Source organism: Vibrio sp. R10-SG-ISO4, assembly GCF_059834135.1.
In genome coordinates this window covers 1-14,772 of sequence record NZ_JCBDHJ010000024.1, presented here as the reverse complement: position 1 = coordinate 14,772, position 14,772 = coordinate 1, and the positions used below count along the sequence as shown (strand labels likewise).

Below are 14,772 nucleotides of genomic sequence, written 5' to 3'. Positions count from 1 at the left end.
GTAACGTTAGGCTTGTTTCGTGTTTAACAGTTTGGCGGCGCGGCGGCTTTGGCGGTTGGTTTTTAAACCGTCGAAGCTAAATACGACCAGTGCACCCCAAATAAAGGCAAAGGTGATGGCTTTGTCTGGCGTAAAGGCTTCACCATAGACAAGCACGGCGAGCATAAACATCAGGCTTGGGCCTATGTATTGGAAAAACCCCAGCGTTGAGAGCTTTAATCGTGTCGCGGCGCCCGTAAAGCAGAGCAGCGGTAGGGTAGTGATGATACCCGCAGCAACAAGGAGCAGATTGAGATCTAAGGGATTCTGGCTCAGGTTCGAGGTGGCGGAGTCGGCAACCCCGATAAGATAGATCGCAGCGGCAGGCAGCATCACTAAGGTCTCGATAAACAACCCCGTTTGCGCATCTAAGCTGACTTTTTTACGCAGCAAGCCATAAAAACCAAAGCTCATCGCCAGCGCAATGGCGACAATCGGTACCGAGCCAAACGCAACCAACTGGACCAATACACCACAGGCGGCGAGTGCGACAGCAAACCACTGCAATTTTCGCAGGCGCTCACCGAGAAACAGCATGCCGAGCACCACATTAATTAACGGGTTGATGTAGTAGCCAAGACTGGCATCGAGCATATGATTGGCGTTCACCGCCCAGATGAAAATCAACCAGTTGGCCCCAACCAAGGTGGCCGTGGTGACGAGGTAGGTCATTTTCTTTTTGGATGTCAGCACGTCGCGTACGGTCTTCCAGCCTCGGCTGAGATGAATCAGTAGCGCTAACAGGAAAAAAGACCAGACAACACGGTGACTTAAAATCTCAATCGCAGAGACCTCACTAATGGTCTTAAAGTAAATTGGCGCGATTCCCCACATGGTGTAGGCACCAATCGCAAGGAGGACACCTTGCCGCGCGCGTTGCTGTTCGTCGGTTGTCATTGGATGATTCTCAACACAGAATTATGAAATCAAACGAGTAGTATACGAATAGGATTGAGAATCACCTAGCACTTTGCAGTTTTATTCACCGCTATTCCCAACTACAATAAGCGCTCGATTTTTCCACCCCACTTATCCCAACAGAGAGCGTAATGACAGCCACACTGATCGCGCAGCAACCTGATTCTATCGAAACCGCTCAGAGCGTCTTGGAAAAGGTGTTTGGTTACCACGAATTTCGAGAAGGTCAACGTGACGCGATTGATACCGCGCTAGACGGTCAAGACAACTTAGTCATTATGCCAACAGGCGGCGGTAAGTCACTGTGCTATCAAGTGCCGGCGCTGCTCAAAGAGGGGCTGACCTTAGTCATATCGCCTTTGATCTCCTTGATGAAAGACCAAGTGGATCAGTTGAAAGCCAATGGCGTCGCTGCTGAGTGTATTAACTCGACGATGGCGAGAGAGGCGCTTACCTCTGTCTACAATCGCATGCACTCTGGGGCGCTTAAGCTGGTCTATGTCTCGCCGGAACGTGTGTTGATGCGTGATTTTGTCGAGCGGTTAGAGAACTTGCCGCTGGCGATGATTGCCGTGGATGAAGCGCACTGTATTTCCCAGTGGGGACACGACTTTCGCCCGGAATACGCCGCGCTAGGTCAGTTGAAGCAATGGTTTCCACAGGTTCCTGTGATGGCGTTAACGGCAACCGCTGATGAAGCAACGCGCAGCGATATTACTCACCGTTTACAGCTGAACGAGCCACACATCTATTTGGGCAGTTTTGATCGACCGAATATTCGCTACACGCTGGTGGAAAAGCACAAGCCGGTCTCACAAATCGTGCGCTTTTTGGATGAGCAACGCGGTCAATGCGGCATCATCTATTGTGGTAGCCGTAAAAAGGTCGAGATGGTGACCGAAAAACTGTGCAATAACGGGCTGCGCGCCGCCAGTTATCACGCAGGGCTAGACGCCGACGAGCGCGCCTATGTACAAGAAGCCTTTCAGCGCGATGATATTCAAATAGTCGTCGCCACGGTCGCGTTTGGCATGGGGATCAATAAGCCCAATGTGCGCTTTGTGGTCCACTTTGATATTCCGCGCAATATTGAGTCCTACTATCAAGAAACCGGTCGTGCAGGTCGAGACGGCTTACCAGCAGAAGCCATGATGCTCTATGACCCCGTTGACATCGGCTGGCTGCGTCGCATGCTCGATGAAAAAGAAGAGGGGCCGCAAAAGCAAGTCGAAGCGCACAAACTGAATGCCATGAGCGCGTTTGCACAGGCGCAAACCTGTCGCCGCCAAGTACTGCTTAACTATTTTGGTGAGTATCGACAAGAGCCTTGCGGCAACTGCGATATCTGCCTCGATCCGCCGAAACATTTCGATGCCACGGAACAAGCGCAAAAGGCACTCTCTTGTGTTTACCGGGTCAATCAAAGCTTCGGTATTGGTTATGTGGTGGAAGTGCTGCGCGGCATGCAAAACATTCGTATTCGAGAAAACGGTCATGACCAACTCTCGACGTACGGACTTGGGCGCGAGAATAGTCACGACTACTGGGTGAGTATTTTCCGACAGTTGATCCATAAAGGACTGTTAAGCCAAAACATCACACGCAACTCGACGTTGCAATTAACCGAAGAAGCGCGCCCACTACTCAAAGGTGAGCGCACATTGGAACTAGCCGTCCCTCGGTTAGACACCGCGGCGCGTGCTGCACGTTCGGATAAGCTGGCGAATAAACACTACGATAAGAAGCTGTTTGCTAAGCTGCGTAAACTAAGAAAGTCGATTGCCGATGAAGATGGCTTACCACCTTACGTTGTTTTCAGTGATGCGACCTTGATGGATATGGCGGAGATCTTGCCAACCTCTTACGGCGAGATGCTGGCAGTGAATGGCGTTGGTCAGCGCAAGCTGGAGAAATATGCCGATCCTTTCCTTGATTTGATTCAGGAGCATTTGACGCACCATGGCTAATGAGCACAGCGAGTTTGGCTTGATTGAGTATCAAGCGGATCAGGGGCGATTGATTTTGCGTACGCCTCGATTTGATTTTGACACCTTTCCAGAGTTGGCCGAGCGTTTGGTTGGCCTACTGTCGGCCAAGGTAATAGAGAAACAGTGGGATGCAGACATCCACACTTGGTTGATTGATTTTGAAGGCTGCCAGTTGGTTCTCAGAGCGGAACACTACAGTGAAAGTGTTTGGCTAGAATCCTTGGTGGTTGAGCAATCTCAGCCGGAGTGTGATTTTTTAGCAGCGCTGTTTGAACGTGGTTTTTAACGGCCAGTTTTTTAACTTCCTGCCTACTAACGAATAGTCATGTGCGCTGAAGTGGCTGATGCGTCGCCGAAATCGGTACGTGAACGATTGCCTTTGGTTGGGCGCTTGCGGCGCGGGTTGGTTAATGTATAATCGCCGGCCGTGATAATGGCAGGGTGCCATTATTGAGCATAGACATTGTTGGTCTGAGCCACTTCATGATGAAGAGGTTCAATTTGGGTTCCCTCACCCCCAAACCAAACTAAAAAGGTATCGTATGAATCACTTTACTCCTGCGCAGCAGCGCAAAGCCCTTTTTCTGTTAGTTCTGTTCCATTTGGTTATCATTGCATCGAGCAATTATCTCGTGCAGCTGCCCTTTACGGTTATGGGTTTTCATACCACTTGGGGCGCGTTCACCTTTCCTTTTATTTTTCTCGCCACGGATCTCACCGTCCGTGTCTTTGGCGCGGCATTGGCACGTAGAATTATCTTCTTGGTGATGCTGCCGGCCTTAGCGGTTTCTTATGCGTTGTCTGTCCTCTTTTTCGAGGGGCAGTTTCAAGGTGTCGCTCAGCTCGGCGAGCTCAATCTGTTTGTTGCGCGTATCGCGGTCGCCAGCTTCATGGCCTACCTACTCGGACAAATCCTCGATGTGCACGTGTTCAATCGTCTGCGCCAGTTGAAGCAGTGGTGGGTGGCGCCGACCTGCTCGACTTTGTTTGGCAACGCACTTGATACCATCGCCTTTTTTGCGATTGCGTTTTACCAAAGCCCAGATCCGTTTATGGCTGAGCATTGGACGGAAATCGCGCTGGTGGACTACGGCTTTAAACTGATTATCAGTCTTGGCTTGTTCGTGCCTATGTATGGGGTGCTACTGAACTACTTGGTTAAGAAGCTGACCGCCGTGAACCCAGACTTTAAAGTGGTGGGTGCTAACTAGCATTTTGGCATGGTATCGATGGTTTTGATGAGAGGCATCGATCTGCAGATAAAAGAAAACCCGAGGCGATAACGTCTCGGGTTTTTTGATCTCTGCGCTGCTTTCAACTCTGTGCTGCGCGGCGACGTAATTTAGATGGCCGCCACTGCGCGGGTCGTGATCACCAAGGGCCAGCCAATATCACTCTGGCGGTTCGCTTCAATTTCAAGCTCCGCACTGGTGAGTGGGTTTTGCTCTAACCAGAGTGGGTCCAAGGTCAGCGTCAGCTTATCACCGTCGGTGGTTAACACCACATCTGGCGCAAGTTGTGGATTACGGCGATGGGTTAACAGCACGGCCAGTCTGAGTAGACGCAACACACGCTTGGCACTGGTGCCAGAGAGCGCGTGCTGCTCAGGCAGTGAGGAGAGCTGTTCACGATAGCGACGAGTGAGCTCACCCAACAGGTGCTTCTGCGCACGGGTAAAGCCTGGCAAATCGAGATGCTGAAGGAGATACGCTCCGTGCTCGCCGCCTTTTTTAAAGTCGATCGTCAGGCCAATTTCATGCAGCTTAGCGGCGGTATCGAGTAGTACCACCCCTTGGTCTTCCGTAATCCAGCCTTGCTCGCATTGAGTGAGTAAGGTATTGGCTTGCTGCGCAACTTGTTCACCGTAGGCGACATCCAATTGGTATCGCGTTTGGACACTGGTAATGGTGCGCGCACGTATGTCGTCTTGCTTAAGTTCATCGACCATTTCGTACACTAAGCCTTCGCGCAGTGCGCCGCCGGCCAGTGTCATTGCCTCGATCTCTAACAACTCGAAAATCGCAATGAGAATCGACAAGCCGCTCGGAAATACCAGCGCCCGTTCGAAAGTGAGCCCTTCGATATCCAGCTCTTCGAGGTGGTCAGCGCGCATGGCTTGCTTTTGTAAGCGCTTGAGTTTCGGGTGGGTGATCACCTCATCCATCCCTTGCGCTAACATGATCTCTTGCAAAGCTTGCACCGTGCCGGACGCGCCGACACACACATCCCAACCCAGCGCGCGGTATTGCTCCAAGATGGGGTGCAGCGTCTGCTTGGCCGCCGAAATGGCGTTGTCAAAGTTACTGGCTGTCAACTGTCTATCTTTAAAGTGCTTCTCAAGCCAGGTCACGCAGCCCATTTTTAGACTGGTGAGCGCTTTGGCTTCAAACCCTTCACCGATAATCAGTTCAGTGCTGGCGCCACCAATATCGACCACCAAACGACGTCCGCTACCACCGGAGGTGTGCGCAACGCCTTTATAAATAGTGGCCGCTTCTTCCTCACCACTGATGACCTCGATCGTGTGACCTAAGATTTCATTGGCTTTGGCAAGAAATTGCTCGGCGTTGGTCGCCGTTCTTAAGGTCGCGGTGCCGACGATGCGGATATTATCCGGTTCAATGTCTTGCAATCGCTCTGCAAACAAGCGCAAGCAGTCCCATCCGCGCTGCATGGCGTCTAGGCTCAGAGCATTGTTTTCGTCTAGGCCAGCGGCAAGGCGCACTTTGCGCTTGATTTTAGCCATGGTTTGAACGCTGCCATCGATATGACGCACAACGAGCATGTGAAAACTGTTCGACCCGAGGTCGATGGCAGCGTAGAGCGGAGAGGAGACGGCTTGACTCATAGACGACTTAAGAATCCTTTTGCTGACGTGAACGAGAGCGGTTGTTGTTACGGCGGTTGTTGTTACGCGAGCCACCGGTGTTTGTACGACGTTGCTGAGGTTTGTTGCTGCGCATGCGAATCGGTGCAGGCAGGTCTTGAATCAAAGCGCTTGCGTCGTAATCCGATTGTGGGATCGTGTGCTCAATGTACTCTTCAATAGCAGGCAAATTGATCGCGTAATCTTCACAAGCGAAGCTAATAGAGTGACCGCTTGCGCCCGCACGACCAGTACGACCGATACGGTGGACATAATCTTCACAATCATCAGGCAAATCGTAGTTAAAGACGTGCGTGACTTGCGGAATGTGCAAACCGCGCGCCGCGACATCGGTAGCAACCAGAATATCGACGTCACCTTTGGTGAATTGCTCAAGAATCTTCTCGCGCTTCTTCTGCGGAACATCACCAGTAAGTAGGCCGACACGATGACCGTCAGCGGCCAGATGTCCCCATACGGATTCACATTTGTGCTTGGTGTTGGCAAACACGATAGCACGGTCTGGCCACTCTTCTTCAATCAGAGTTTGCAGCAGCGCCATTTTGTGCTCGTTAGAAGGGTAGAACAGTTCTTCTTTTATACGGTGACCGGTTTTTTGTTCCGGCTCGACCACGACATGCTCTGGGTTGTGCATGTGTTCAAAAGCGAGTTCTTGCACGCGGTATGACAGCGTGGCAGAAAACAGCATGTTCAAACGCTCTTTTGGCTCTGGCATGCGGCGGAATAGGAAACGAATGTCTTTAATAAAGCCAAGATCGAACATGCGATCGGCTTCATCCAACACCACAGCTTGGATATTGTTAAGGTTGAACACCCGCTGCTTATAGAAGTCGATGATACGACCTGTGGTGCCGATCAGTACGTCCACACCTTGCTCAAGTTTCGCAAGTTGTTTGTCGTAGCTTTCGCCACCGTAGGCAAGGGCGGTTTTGATCCCTGTGCTTTCGACCAATGGCGCCGCATCATTATAGATCTGGATCGCCAGCTCACGAGTCGGCGCCATAATGATGGCACGCGGCTGTGTCGGTTTGCGGCCGTCATGCTCAGGCGTGGTCAACAAATGGTTAAAAGTAGCAGTCAAGAAAGCCAGGGTTTTGCCTGTCCCTGTTTGAGCTTGTCCTGCGATGTCTTGGCCGGTGAGCAGTACCGGCAACGCCAAGGCTTGGATAGGGGTACAAAACTCGAACCCTTTTTTCTCCAATCCTTCAGTAACTTGGGGGTGTAAACCCAAATCGGCGAACTTTTGCTCTGTGATATGCGTCTTTTTCATTGCTATAGAATATCAGCTTAAGCTTGCAATACGAAAGTAAATACATTCCAATAGGGCATCTAAATACTGGTTATCATCCAACCAGTTCAGAAAAAACACATTGGAGTGGAAGATGAGTGATAAAATTTTGCAGCTAACTGATGATGGTTTTGATGCTGATGTAATCAATGCTGCAGGCCCGGTTCTTGTGGATTTTTGGGCAGAATGGTGCGGACCATGTAAAATGATCGCGCCGATTCTGGACGAAATCGCAGACGAGTACGAAGGCAAACTCACTATCGGTAAACTGAACATCGACCAGAACGCAGGCACACCGCCTAAGTTTGGTATCCGTGGTATTCCAACGTTACTTCTGTTCAAAGATGGTAACGTCGCAGCGACCAAAGTTGGTGCGCTGTCTAAGACTCAACTGAAAGAGTTTTTGGACGCCAACCTATAAGTCCACCGAGCTAAGACCGTGCATTTTAACCGATGCACGGTTTTGTTTTTGAAGGCCAACAAAATCTAGACTAGTCTAGTATTTAGTGCTAATTTATCGCACGTTAATTAAACAAGTTCTCTTCTTTGGTCGATCCTCTGACCAAATTCATCTAACTAAATAACAGATCCTTATTTTGACTAAACAAGTATCCACCACCATGAATCTAACTGAACTGAAGAACAGACCTGTGTCTGATCTTGTCAAACTTGGCGAAAGCTTGGGCCTTGAAAACCTAGCTCGCCTAAGAAAACAAGACATCATCTTCGCTATCTTGAAAGCGCATGCTAAAAGTGGTGAAGATATTTTCGGCGACGGGGTTCTGGAAATACTGCAAGACGGTTTCGGTTTCCTGCGCAGCGCAGACAGCTCTTACCTCGCAGGTCCGGACGACATCTACGTGTCACCGAGTCAGATTCGTCGTTTCAACTTACGCACGGGTGACTCAATTGCAGGTAAAATTCGTCCGCCAAAAGATGGGGAACGATACTTTGCATTGTTGAAAGTCAATACGGTTAATGATGATAAGCCAGACAACGCGCGTAACAAGATTCTATTTGAAAACTTGACGCCACTGCACGCCAATGAGCGTATGGTGATGGAGCGTGGTAACGGTTCGACGGAAGATATTACGGCACGTGTTTTGGATCTCGCGTCACCGATTGGTAAAGGTCAACGTGGTCTGATTGTTGCTCCGCCAAAAGCGGGTAAAACCATGCTGCTGCAAAACATCGCTCAGAGCATCACTTACAACCACCCTGAGTGTGTGCTGATGGTCCTTCTTATCGACGAACGTCCAGAGGAAGTGACAGAGATGCAACGCCTAGTCAAAGGTGAAGTGGTCGCATCGACGTTTGATGAGCCAGCGTCTCGTCACGTACAAGTAGCAGAAATGGTGATCGAGAAAGCGAAACGTCTGGTTGAACACAAGAAGGACGTGGTGATCCTACTTGATTCGATTACGCGTCTCGCGCGCGCCTACAACACCGTTGTGCCTTCATCGGGTAAGGTTCTAACGGGTGGTGTCGATGCAAACGCACTACACCGTCCTAAGCGTTTCTTCGGTGCGGCACGTAACGTCGAAGAAGGTGGCAGCTTAACGATTCTAGCGACAGCACTGGTCGATACCGGTTCTAAGATGGATGAAGTCATCTACGAAGAATTTAAAGGTACAGGTAACATGGAAATTCACCTGAACCGTAAGATTGCCGAGAAGCGTGTCTTCCCTGCGATCGATTTCAACCGCTCTGGTACTCGTCGTGAAGAGCTACTGACGAAAAACGAAGAGCTGCAAAAAATGTGGATCCTACGCAAAATCGTACACCCAATGGGTGAAACCGATGCGATGGAATTCCTCATTGATAAGTTGGCCATGACCAAGACCAATGATGAATTTTTCGATGCCATGCGCAGACAGTAATAAGCAAGTTTGAATAAATGAACGCCACCCAACCCGGGTGGCGTTTTTATTTGCATTCTCCGCTATTCCTATCCACAATAAGTGAAATGTTACAAGGAGGTTAACATGCAACAAGGAATGTTGTCGTCACTTCTCCTCTCGGCATCTCTACTGGTGGCTCACCCCGTCTCGGCAACACCCATGGAGCCGGAAAGAGCGCAAGCGTTGCTCGCCGATGAGCACATTGAACTGAAAGTGGCTGAGCTGCTGCAATACGCCATCGAAGACAATATCGACACACTCAAATTTGCGTTAGATCGTTTGTCACTCCCACAGCAGGAAGTGGCGCGTTATCTATTATTGAAAAAGTTTGAAGATCAAGAGTTAGCGCTCACGTCGAAAATGGCTTTGTTTGTTGAGCAGCAAAAACGTCGCGTACCTACCTATCAAGTTTTGGAGGTCGGTGATGGTTATGAGTTTTCAACCCCCGCGTTTAATTATCCGGCGATTGCGAGTCGTCTGCTGAAGCAGTGGAAGCAGGGGCAATCGGCATTGGAATTTGTGCTAGCGGCAGAGCGTCAGGAGCTGAATCTGAAACAGTGGTTATCGGGCAGCGACTATCAGGTGCAGATGAGAGAGTCCTTGTTCATCCGCGAGCTAGATACCTTGTCTCAGCAAGCGGTCTTAGCATTGGCGGCGCAGCTGACAGATCAAACGGTCACCAGTTGGCTTCCTTCATCGGCAGTCATGGTGCGCTTGGCGCAAGTCAGTGAAGACCCAGGTGTTTACAAACTGATCTGGCTAACCAAAGCGGACTTTAATAGCCAGCAAGAACTGGCGAGGCTCGCTGATGTGGGCGACGAGTTTGCTCTGCAGCAAATCATGCGTGCATCTACGAATCCTGCCTTGAAAGCATCGGCGATTGAGGCGTTAACGCGCATTAAACCGATGTCACCAGAGGTGAAGGAATTTCTTATCGCCAAAATGGCCATTCGTGAAGAGGCGTCAATGGTGGCAAGCGCGCTCGCCAATCAAGGTTATCGAAGCTGGCTTGAAGAGTTAGCCAAGACCAACCAAACCGTACGCAGTCATGCCATTTTGAGTGTGTTAACCCAATAAGACCCTGCACAAAAAGGGGGATCGGACGGGCGAGGTTTTTGATATACTGATGCGATATTAATCAGCCAGCAAAAGCCCATGAGTTTTAAGGATTTAAGAGACTTTATCGACTTCCTCGAGCAAAAGGGGAAGCTTAAGCGCATTACTCACCCGGTTGACCCCGCTTATGAAATGACAGAGATCAGTGACCGAACACTGCGTGCGGGTGGTCCTGCTCTGTTGTTTGAAAACCCCATCGGTTACTCCATGCCTGTCCTTACCAACCTGTTTGGTACGCCAGAACGTGTCGCGATTGGCATGGGGCGTCAGGAAGTCAAAGAGTTGCGGGAAGTGGGTAAACTGCTTGCCTACCTGAAAGAACCCGAGCCCCCTAAAGGGTTTAAAGACGCGCTCGAAAAATTACCTGTCTTTCGGCAAGTCCTGAACATGCCAGCGAAACGCTTGCGTCGCGCACCGTGTCAGGAGATCGTTTGGCAAGGTGAGCAGGTCGATCTCGATAAAATCCCCGTGATGAGTTGTTGGCAAGAAGACGTGGCGCCGCTGCTCACCTGGGGATTGACGGTTACGCGTGGCACCAAGCAAAAACGACAAAACCTCGGGATTTATCGTCAGCAAAAAATCGCTAAAAACAAGGTGATCATGCGCTGGCTCGCGCATCGTGGTGGCGCACTTGACCTACGTGATTGGATGGAGACGCATCCAGGTAAACCGTTCCCAGTCTCTGTCGCCTTTGGTGCGGACCCTGCCACCATACTTGGCGCCGTTACGCCGGTACCAGATACCTTGTCTGAGTATGCCTTTGCCGGTCTATTGCGGGGCAGCAAAACCGAAGTAGTGAAATCGGTGAGTAACGATCTCGATGTTCCTGCGAGTGCAGAGATCGTATTGGAAGGGTACATCGACCCAAATGAGTTTGCCGATGAAGGTCCATACGGTGATCACACCGGGTATTACAACGAAAAAGAGCAGCATCATGTGTTCACCGTGACGCACATTACAATGCGTCAAAATCCCATTTATCACAGTACCTACACTGGCCGCCCGCCCGATGAGCCCGCTGTGCTTGGGGTGGCGTTGAATGAAGTGTTTGTGCCGATTTTGCAAAAGCAGTTCCCGGAGATTGAAGATTTTTACCTACCGCCGGAGGGGTGTTCGTATCGCATGGCGGTGGTGACGATGAAGAAGCAGTACCCGGGCCACGCGAAGCGCGTCATGATGGGTGTGTGGTCTTTCTTGCGCCAGTTCATGTATACCAAGTTTGTCATCGTGTGCGATGAATCTGTCGATGCCCGCGATTGGGGCAGTGTCGTCGCGGCGATGAGCCAGCATGTCGATCCGCTTCGTGATAGTTTATTCATTGAAGATACCCCGATCGATTCCCTTGATTTTGCATCGCCAGTCGCGGGTCTAGGTTCCAAGATGGGTCTCGATGCGACAGTGAAGTGGGATGCAGAACGTGTGGGTCGAGCCGAGTTGCCCGCCAGCGCTAGGCTATCACAGGACGCCATCCGTCAATTTATTGCTCAGAATGACAACGTCCGAACGATACATATTCCAGAAAGCGCCCACGGTGATGGCGTGGCCATTGTGACGATGAATAAGCAGCAGGCTGGAGAATCAGCGTCACTCGGACACCACACCCATCAGTGGTTAGCGCAGCACACGCGACCTAAGTTCATTATTCTTTGTGATGACGATGTCGATGCTCAAGACTGGAACGACGTTATCTGGGCGGTGACAACACGGATGGATCCATCGCGCGACAGCCTACGTATTGCAGCGACAGATAATCAATCGTCATGCTTAGTGCTTGATGCCACCAATAAAATCGAAGGGCTTGAAGTGATGCGCGAGTGGGGCACGCCTATCAAGAAAGATCCGGACTTAGTGGCAAAAATCGATGCTATTTGGCCCGAGTTAGGTATCCTATGACGTATCAAGTCATCTTGCACCCAGGGGCAATCGCGTTTGACGTGCAAGAGGGAGAAACGGTGCTGGAAGGGGCGCTCAACAATCAATTACCTTTCCCACACCGTTGTCAGGTCGGTGCATGCGCAGCCTGTTTGTGCCGGATAATAAAAGGAACAGTGAAGTATCAATTAGAACCTATGCTGACAGAGAAAGAGCAGCAAGAAGGGTGGATATTCGCTTGTCAGGCTCTCGCAACGAGTCATTTAGAACTTACTCTAGAGGAGTGAGTTAGAGGAATACCATGACAATCCAATGTAAAGTAAAGTCTATTCAGCCGTTAGCTGCGAATACATTTCAAATTTTGCTTCATCCACAACAGCCGGTTGCGTTCAAAGCTGGCCAATACCTTACTGTCGTGATGGGTGAGAAAGATAATCGCCCTTTTTCTATTGCCAGTAGCCCGTGCCGCCATGAAGGGGAACTTGAACTTCATATCGGCGCAGCGGAACATAACGCTTACGCCCTTGAAGTAGTGGAAATGATGCAACACGCGCTGCAAACCCAAAGCGACATCACCATAGATGCACCACACGGCGATGCTTGGCTACAACAAAATAGCGAGCGACCACTATTATTGATTGCTGGAGGAACTGGCTTCAGTTATGTGCGCTCCATTCTCGATCATTGCTTATCTCAATCTCTAGAGAATGACATCTATCTTTATTGGGGAGCGCGAGATCAAAGTCAGTTGTATGCTCAACAAGAGTTGGCAGCCATTGCAGAGCAACATCGCCATGTACACTTTATTCCAGTGGTGGAAGCGCCAGAAGTCGAATGGCATGGAAAGGTAGGTAACGTCCTTCAAGCGGTGGAAGATGATTTCGACTCACTCGCCGAGTTTGATATCTATATCGCAGGGCGCTTTGAAATGGCCGGCGCCGCGCGTGAGCGCTTCACACAACACAGAGATGCGAAGAGTGATCGTATGTTTGCGGATGCGTATGCTTTTATCTAATCGATAAATTTCCCTACCAAAGGGTGGTTAAAAAGAGAGCAAAATGCTCTCTTTTTTGCCCTTTCGGCCACAATTTCAGCGAACAGCCTGTTTTTTTAAATTATTTTCAAATAGGGCTTGCGCTATCGAATCAACTCCCTATAATGCGCATCCACTGACACGGCAGTCGCCACAAGGCTTCAGCAGTGTTAAAGAGGTAAAAGCTTCTTAAGAAAATAAATTTGAAAAGTGTTTGACTCTTCAAATTAACTCGTTAGAATGCACCTCCGCTTCGAGGTAAAGCTCAAAGCAACGCTCTTTAACAATATAAACCTATCAATCTGTGTGGGCACTCGTTGATGATAATCCAAATAGTTTCTTCGGAAACAATTTAGGTTTCAATGATACGAAGTGACCATTGAGTCTTCGGACTCAGCACAGTCAATTCAAACATTACTTTATGTAATGTTCAGTATTCATTGAGCCGAACAAAATCTTAAATTGAAGAGTTTGATCATGGCTCAGATTGAACGCTGGCGGCAGGCCTAACACATGCAAGTCGAGCGGAAACGACTTAACTGAAGCCTTCGGGTGAACGTTAAGGGCGTCGAGCGGCGGACGGGTGAGTAATGCCTGGGAAATTGCCCTGATGTGGGGGATAACCATTGGAAACGATGGCTAATACCGCATAATAGCTTCGGCTCAAAGAGGGGGACCTTCGGGCCTCTCGCGTCAGGATATGCCCAGGTGGGATTAGCTAGTTGGTGAGGTAAGGGCTCACCAAGGCGACGATCCCTAGCTGGTCTGAGAGGATGATCAGCCACACTGGAACTGAGACACGGTCCAGACTCCTACGGGAGGCAGCAGTGGGGAATATTGCACAATGGGCGCAAGCCTGATGCAGCCATGCCGCGTGTATGAAGAAGGCCTTCGGGTTGTAAAGTACTTTCAGCAGTGAGGAAGGTTCATGCGTTAATAGCGTATGGATTTGACGTTAGCTGCAGAAGAAGCACCGGCTAACTCCGTGCCAGCAGCCGCGGTAATACGGAGGGTGCGAGCGTTAATCGGAATTACTGGGCGTAAAGCGCATGCAGGTGGTTTGTTAAGTCAGATGTGAAAGCCCGGGGCTCAACCTCGGAATTGCATTTGAAACTGGCAGACTAGAGTACTGTAGAGGGGGGTAGAATTTCAGGTGTAGCGGTGAAATGCGTAGAGATCTGAAGGAATACCAGTGGCGAAGGCGGCCCCCTGGACAGATACTGACACTCAGATGCGAAAGCGTGGGGAGCAAACAGGATTAGATACCCTGGTAGTCCACGCCGTAAACGATGTCTACTTGGAGGTTGTGGCCTTGAGCCGTGGCTTTCGGAGCTAACGCGTTAAGTAGACCGCCTGGGGAGTACGGTCGCAAGATTAAAACTCAAATGAATTGACGGGGGCCCGCACAAGCGGTGGAGCATGTGGTTTAATTCGATGCAACGCGAAGAACCTTACCTACTCTTGACATCTACAGAACTTAGCAGAGATGCTTTGGTGCCTTCGGGAACTGTAAGACAGGTGCTGCATGGCTGTCGTCAGCTCGTGTTGTGAAATGTTGGGTTAAGTCCCGCAACGAGCGCAACCCTTATCCTTGTTTGCCAGCACTTCGGGTGGGAACTCCAGGGAGACTGCCGGTGATAAACCGGAGGAAGGTGGGGACGACGTCAAGTCATCATGGCCCTTACGAGTAGGGCTACACACGTGCTACAATGGCGCATACAGAGGGCGGC

The 14,772-nt window shown here is 50.3% G+C and carries 12 protein-coding genes and 1 rRNA gene; 10 read left to right on the top strand and 3 right to left on the bottom strand.

The features are described 5' to 3' along the window. Nucleotides 1-6: 6 nt before the first annotated feature. Nucleotides 7-936 (bottom strand): EamA family transporter RarD, encoded by a 930-nt coding sequence (gene rarD, locus AC6R03_RS17460; RefSeq protein ID WP_500630716.1) that lies wholly within the window; start codon nucleotides 934-936, stop codon nucleotides 7-9. Nucleotides 937-1,088: 152 nt separating this feature from the next. On the opposite strand from rarD, the gene recQ reads away from it, so the two are divergent. The 3 genes from recQ to AC6R03_RS17445 all read left to right on the top strand — a co-directional run bounded on the left by recQ (nucleotide 1,089) and on the right by AC6R03_RS17445 (nucleotide 4,156). Further along, complete coding sequence (gene recQ, locus AC6R03_RS17455; protein WP_500630715.1) at nucleotides 1,089-2,924, top strand: ATP-dependent DNA helicase RecQ; 1,836 nt, start codon at nucleotides 1,089-1,091, stop codon at nucleotides 2,922-2,924. Next, entirely contained in the window at nucleotides 2,917-3,231 is a 315-nt protein-coding gene (locus tag AC6R03_RS17450; RefSeq protein ID WP_500630714.1) for a DUF3630 family protein, read from the top strand. Before recQ ends, AC6R03_RS17450 begins: the two co-directional genes overlap by 8 nt. Before the next feature lie 256 nt (nucleotides 3,232-3,487). Next, nucleotides 3,488-4,156 (top strand): 7-cyano-7-deazaguanine/7-aminomethyl-7-deazaguanine transporter, encoded by a 669-nt coding sequence (locus tag AC6R03_RS17445; protein WP_500630713.1) that lies wholly within the window; start codon nucleotides 3,488-3,490, stop codon nucleotides 4,154-4,156. A 131-nt stretch (nucleotides 4,157-4,287) separates the two neighbouring features. Here AC6R03_RS17445 and gppA read toward each other — a convergent pair whose 3' ends face one another. Beyond that, a complete protein-coding gene (gene gppA, locus AC6R03_RS17440) occupies nucleotides 4,288-5,793 on the bottom strand; it encodes a guanosine-5'-triphosphate,3'-diphosphate diphosphatase (RefSeq protein ID WP_500630712.1) in 1,506 nt (501 codons plus the stop codon). 7 nt (nucleotides 5,794-5,800) lie between these two features. Then, entirely contained in the window at nucleotides 5,801-7,102 is a 1,302-nt protein-coding gene (rhlB, locus tag AC6R03_RS17435) for an ATP-dependent RNA helicase RhlB (protein ID WP_334555473.1), read from the bottom strand. Nucleotides 7,103-7,214: 112 nt separating this feature from the next. Between rhlB and trxA the strand changes: the two genes are divergently transcribed. The 7 genes from trxA to AC6R03_RS17400 form a co-directional block, all read left to right on the top strand. Beyond that, the gene (trxA, locus tag AC6R03_RS17430; protein ID WP_053440774.1) at nucleotides 7,215-7,541 is read left to right on the top strand and encodes a thioredoxin TrxA; all 327 of its coding nucleotides are present in this window, start codon (nucleotides 7,215-7,217) and stop codon (nucleotides 7,539-7,541) included. A gap of 199 nt (nucleotides 7,542-7,740) precedes the next feature. Continuing rightward, the gene (gene rho / locus AC6R03_RS17425; protein ID WP_334555481.1) at nucleotides 7,741-9,000 is read left to right on the top strand and encodes a transcription termination factor Rho; all 1,260 of its coding nucleotides are present in this window, start codon (nucleotides 7,741-7,743) and stop codon (nucleotides 8,998-9,000) included. Nucleotides 9,001-9,105: 105 nt separating this feature from the next. Then, complete coding sequence (locus AC6R03_RS17420) at nucleotides 9,106-10,098, top strand: hypothetical protein (protein ID WP_500630711.1); 993 nt, start codon at nucleotides 9,106-9,108, stop codon at nucleotides 10,096-10,098. A 78-nt stretch (nucleotides 10,099-10,176) separates the two neighbouring features. After that, entirely contained in the window at nucleotides 10,177-12,030 is a 1,854-nt protein-coding gene (gene ubiD / locus AC6R03_RS17415; protein ID WP_500630710.1) for a 4-hydroxy-3-polyprenylbenzoate decarboxylase, read from the top strand. Beyond that, nucleotides 12,027-12,296, top strand: coding sequence for a 2Fe-2S iron-sulfur cluster-binding protein (locus AC6R03_RS17410; protein WP_334555476.1), 270 nt, complete (start codon nucleotides 12,027-12,029; stop codon nucleotides 12,294-12,296). Before ubiD ends, AC6R03_RS17410 begins: the two co-directional genes overlap by 4 nt. A 14-nt stretch (nucleotides 12,297-12,310) precedes the next feature. After that, on the top strand, nucleotides 12,311-13,024 hold the full coding sequence (fre, locus tag AC6R03_RS17405) for an NAD(P)H-flavin reductase (RefSeq protein ID WP_500630709.1): 714 nt from the start codon (nucleotides 12,311-12,313) through the stop codon (nucleotides 13,022-13,024). 477 nt (nucleotides 13,025-13,501) lie between these two features. Further along, nucleotides 13,502-14,772 (top strand): 16S ribosomal RNA (locus tag AC6R03_RS17400); the annotation flags it as partial.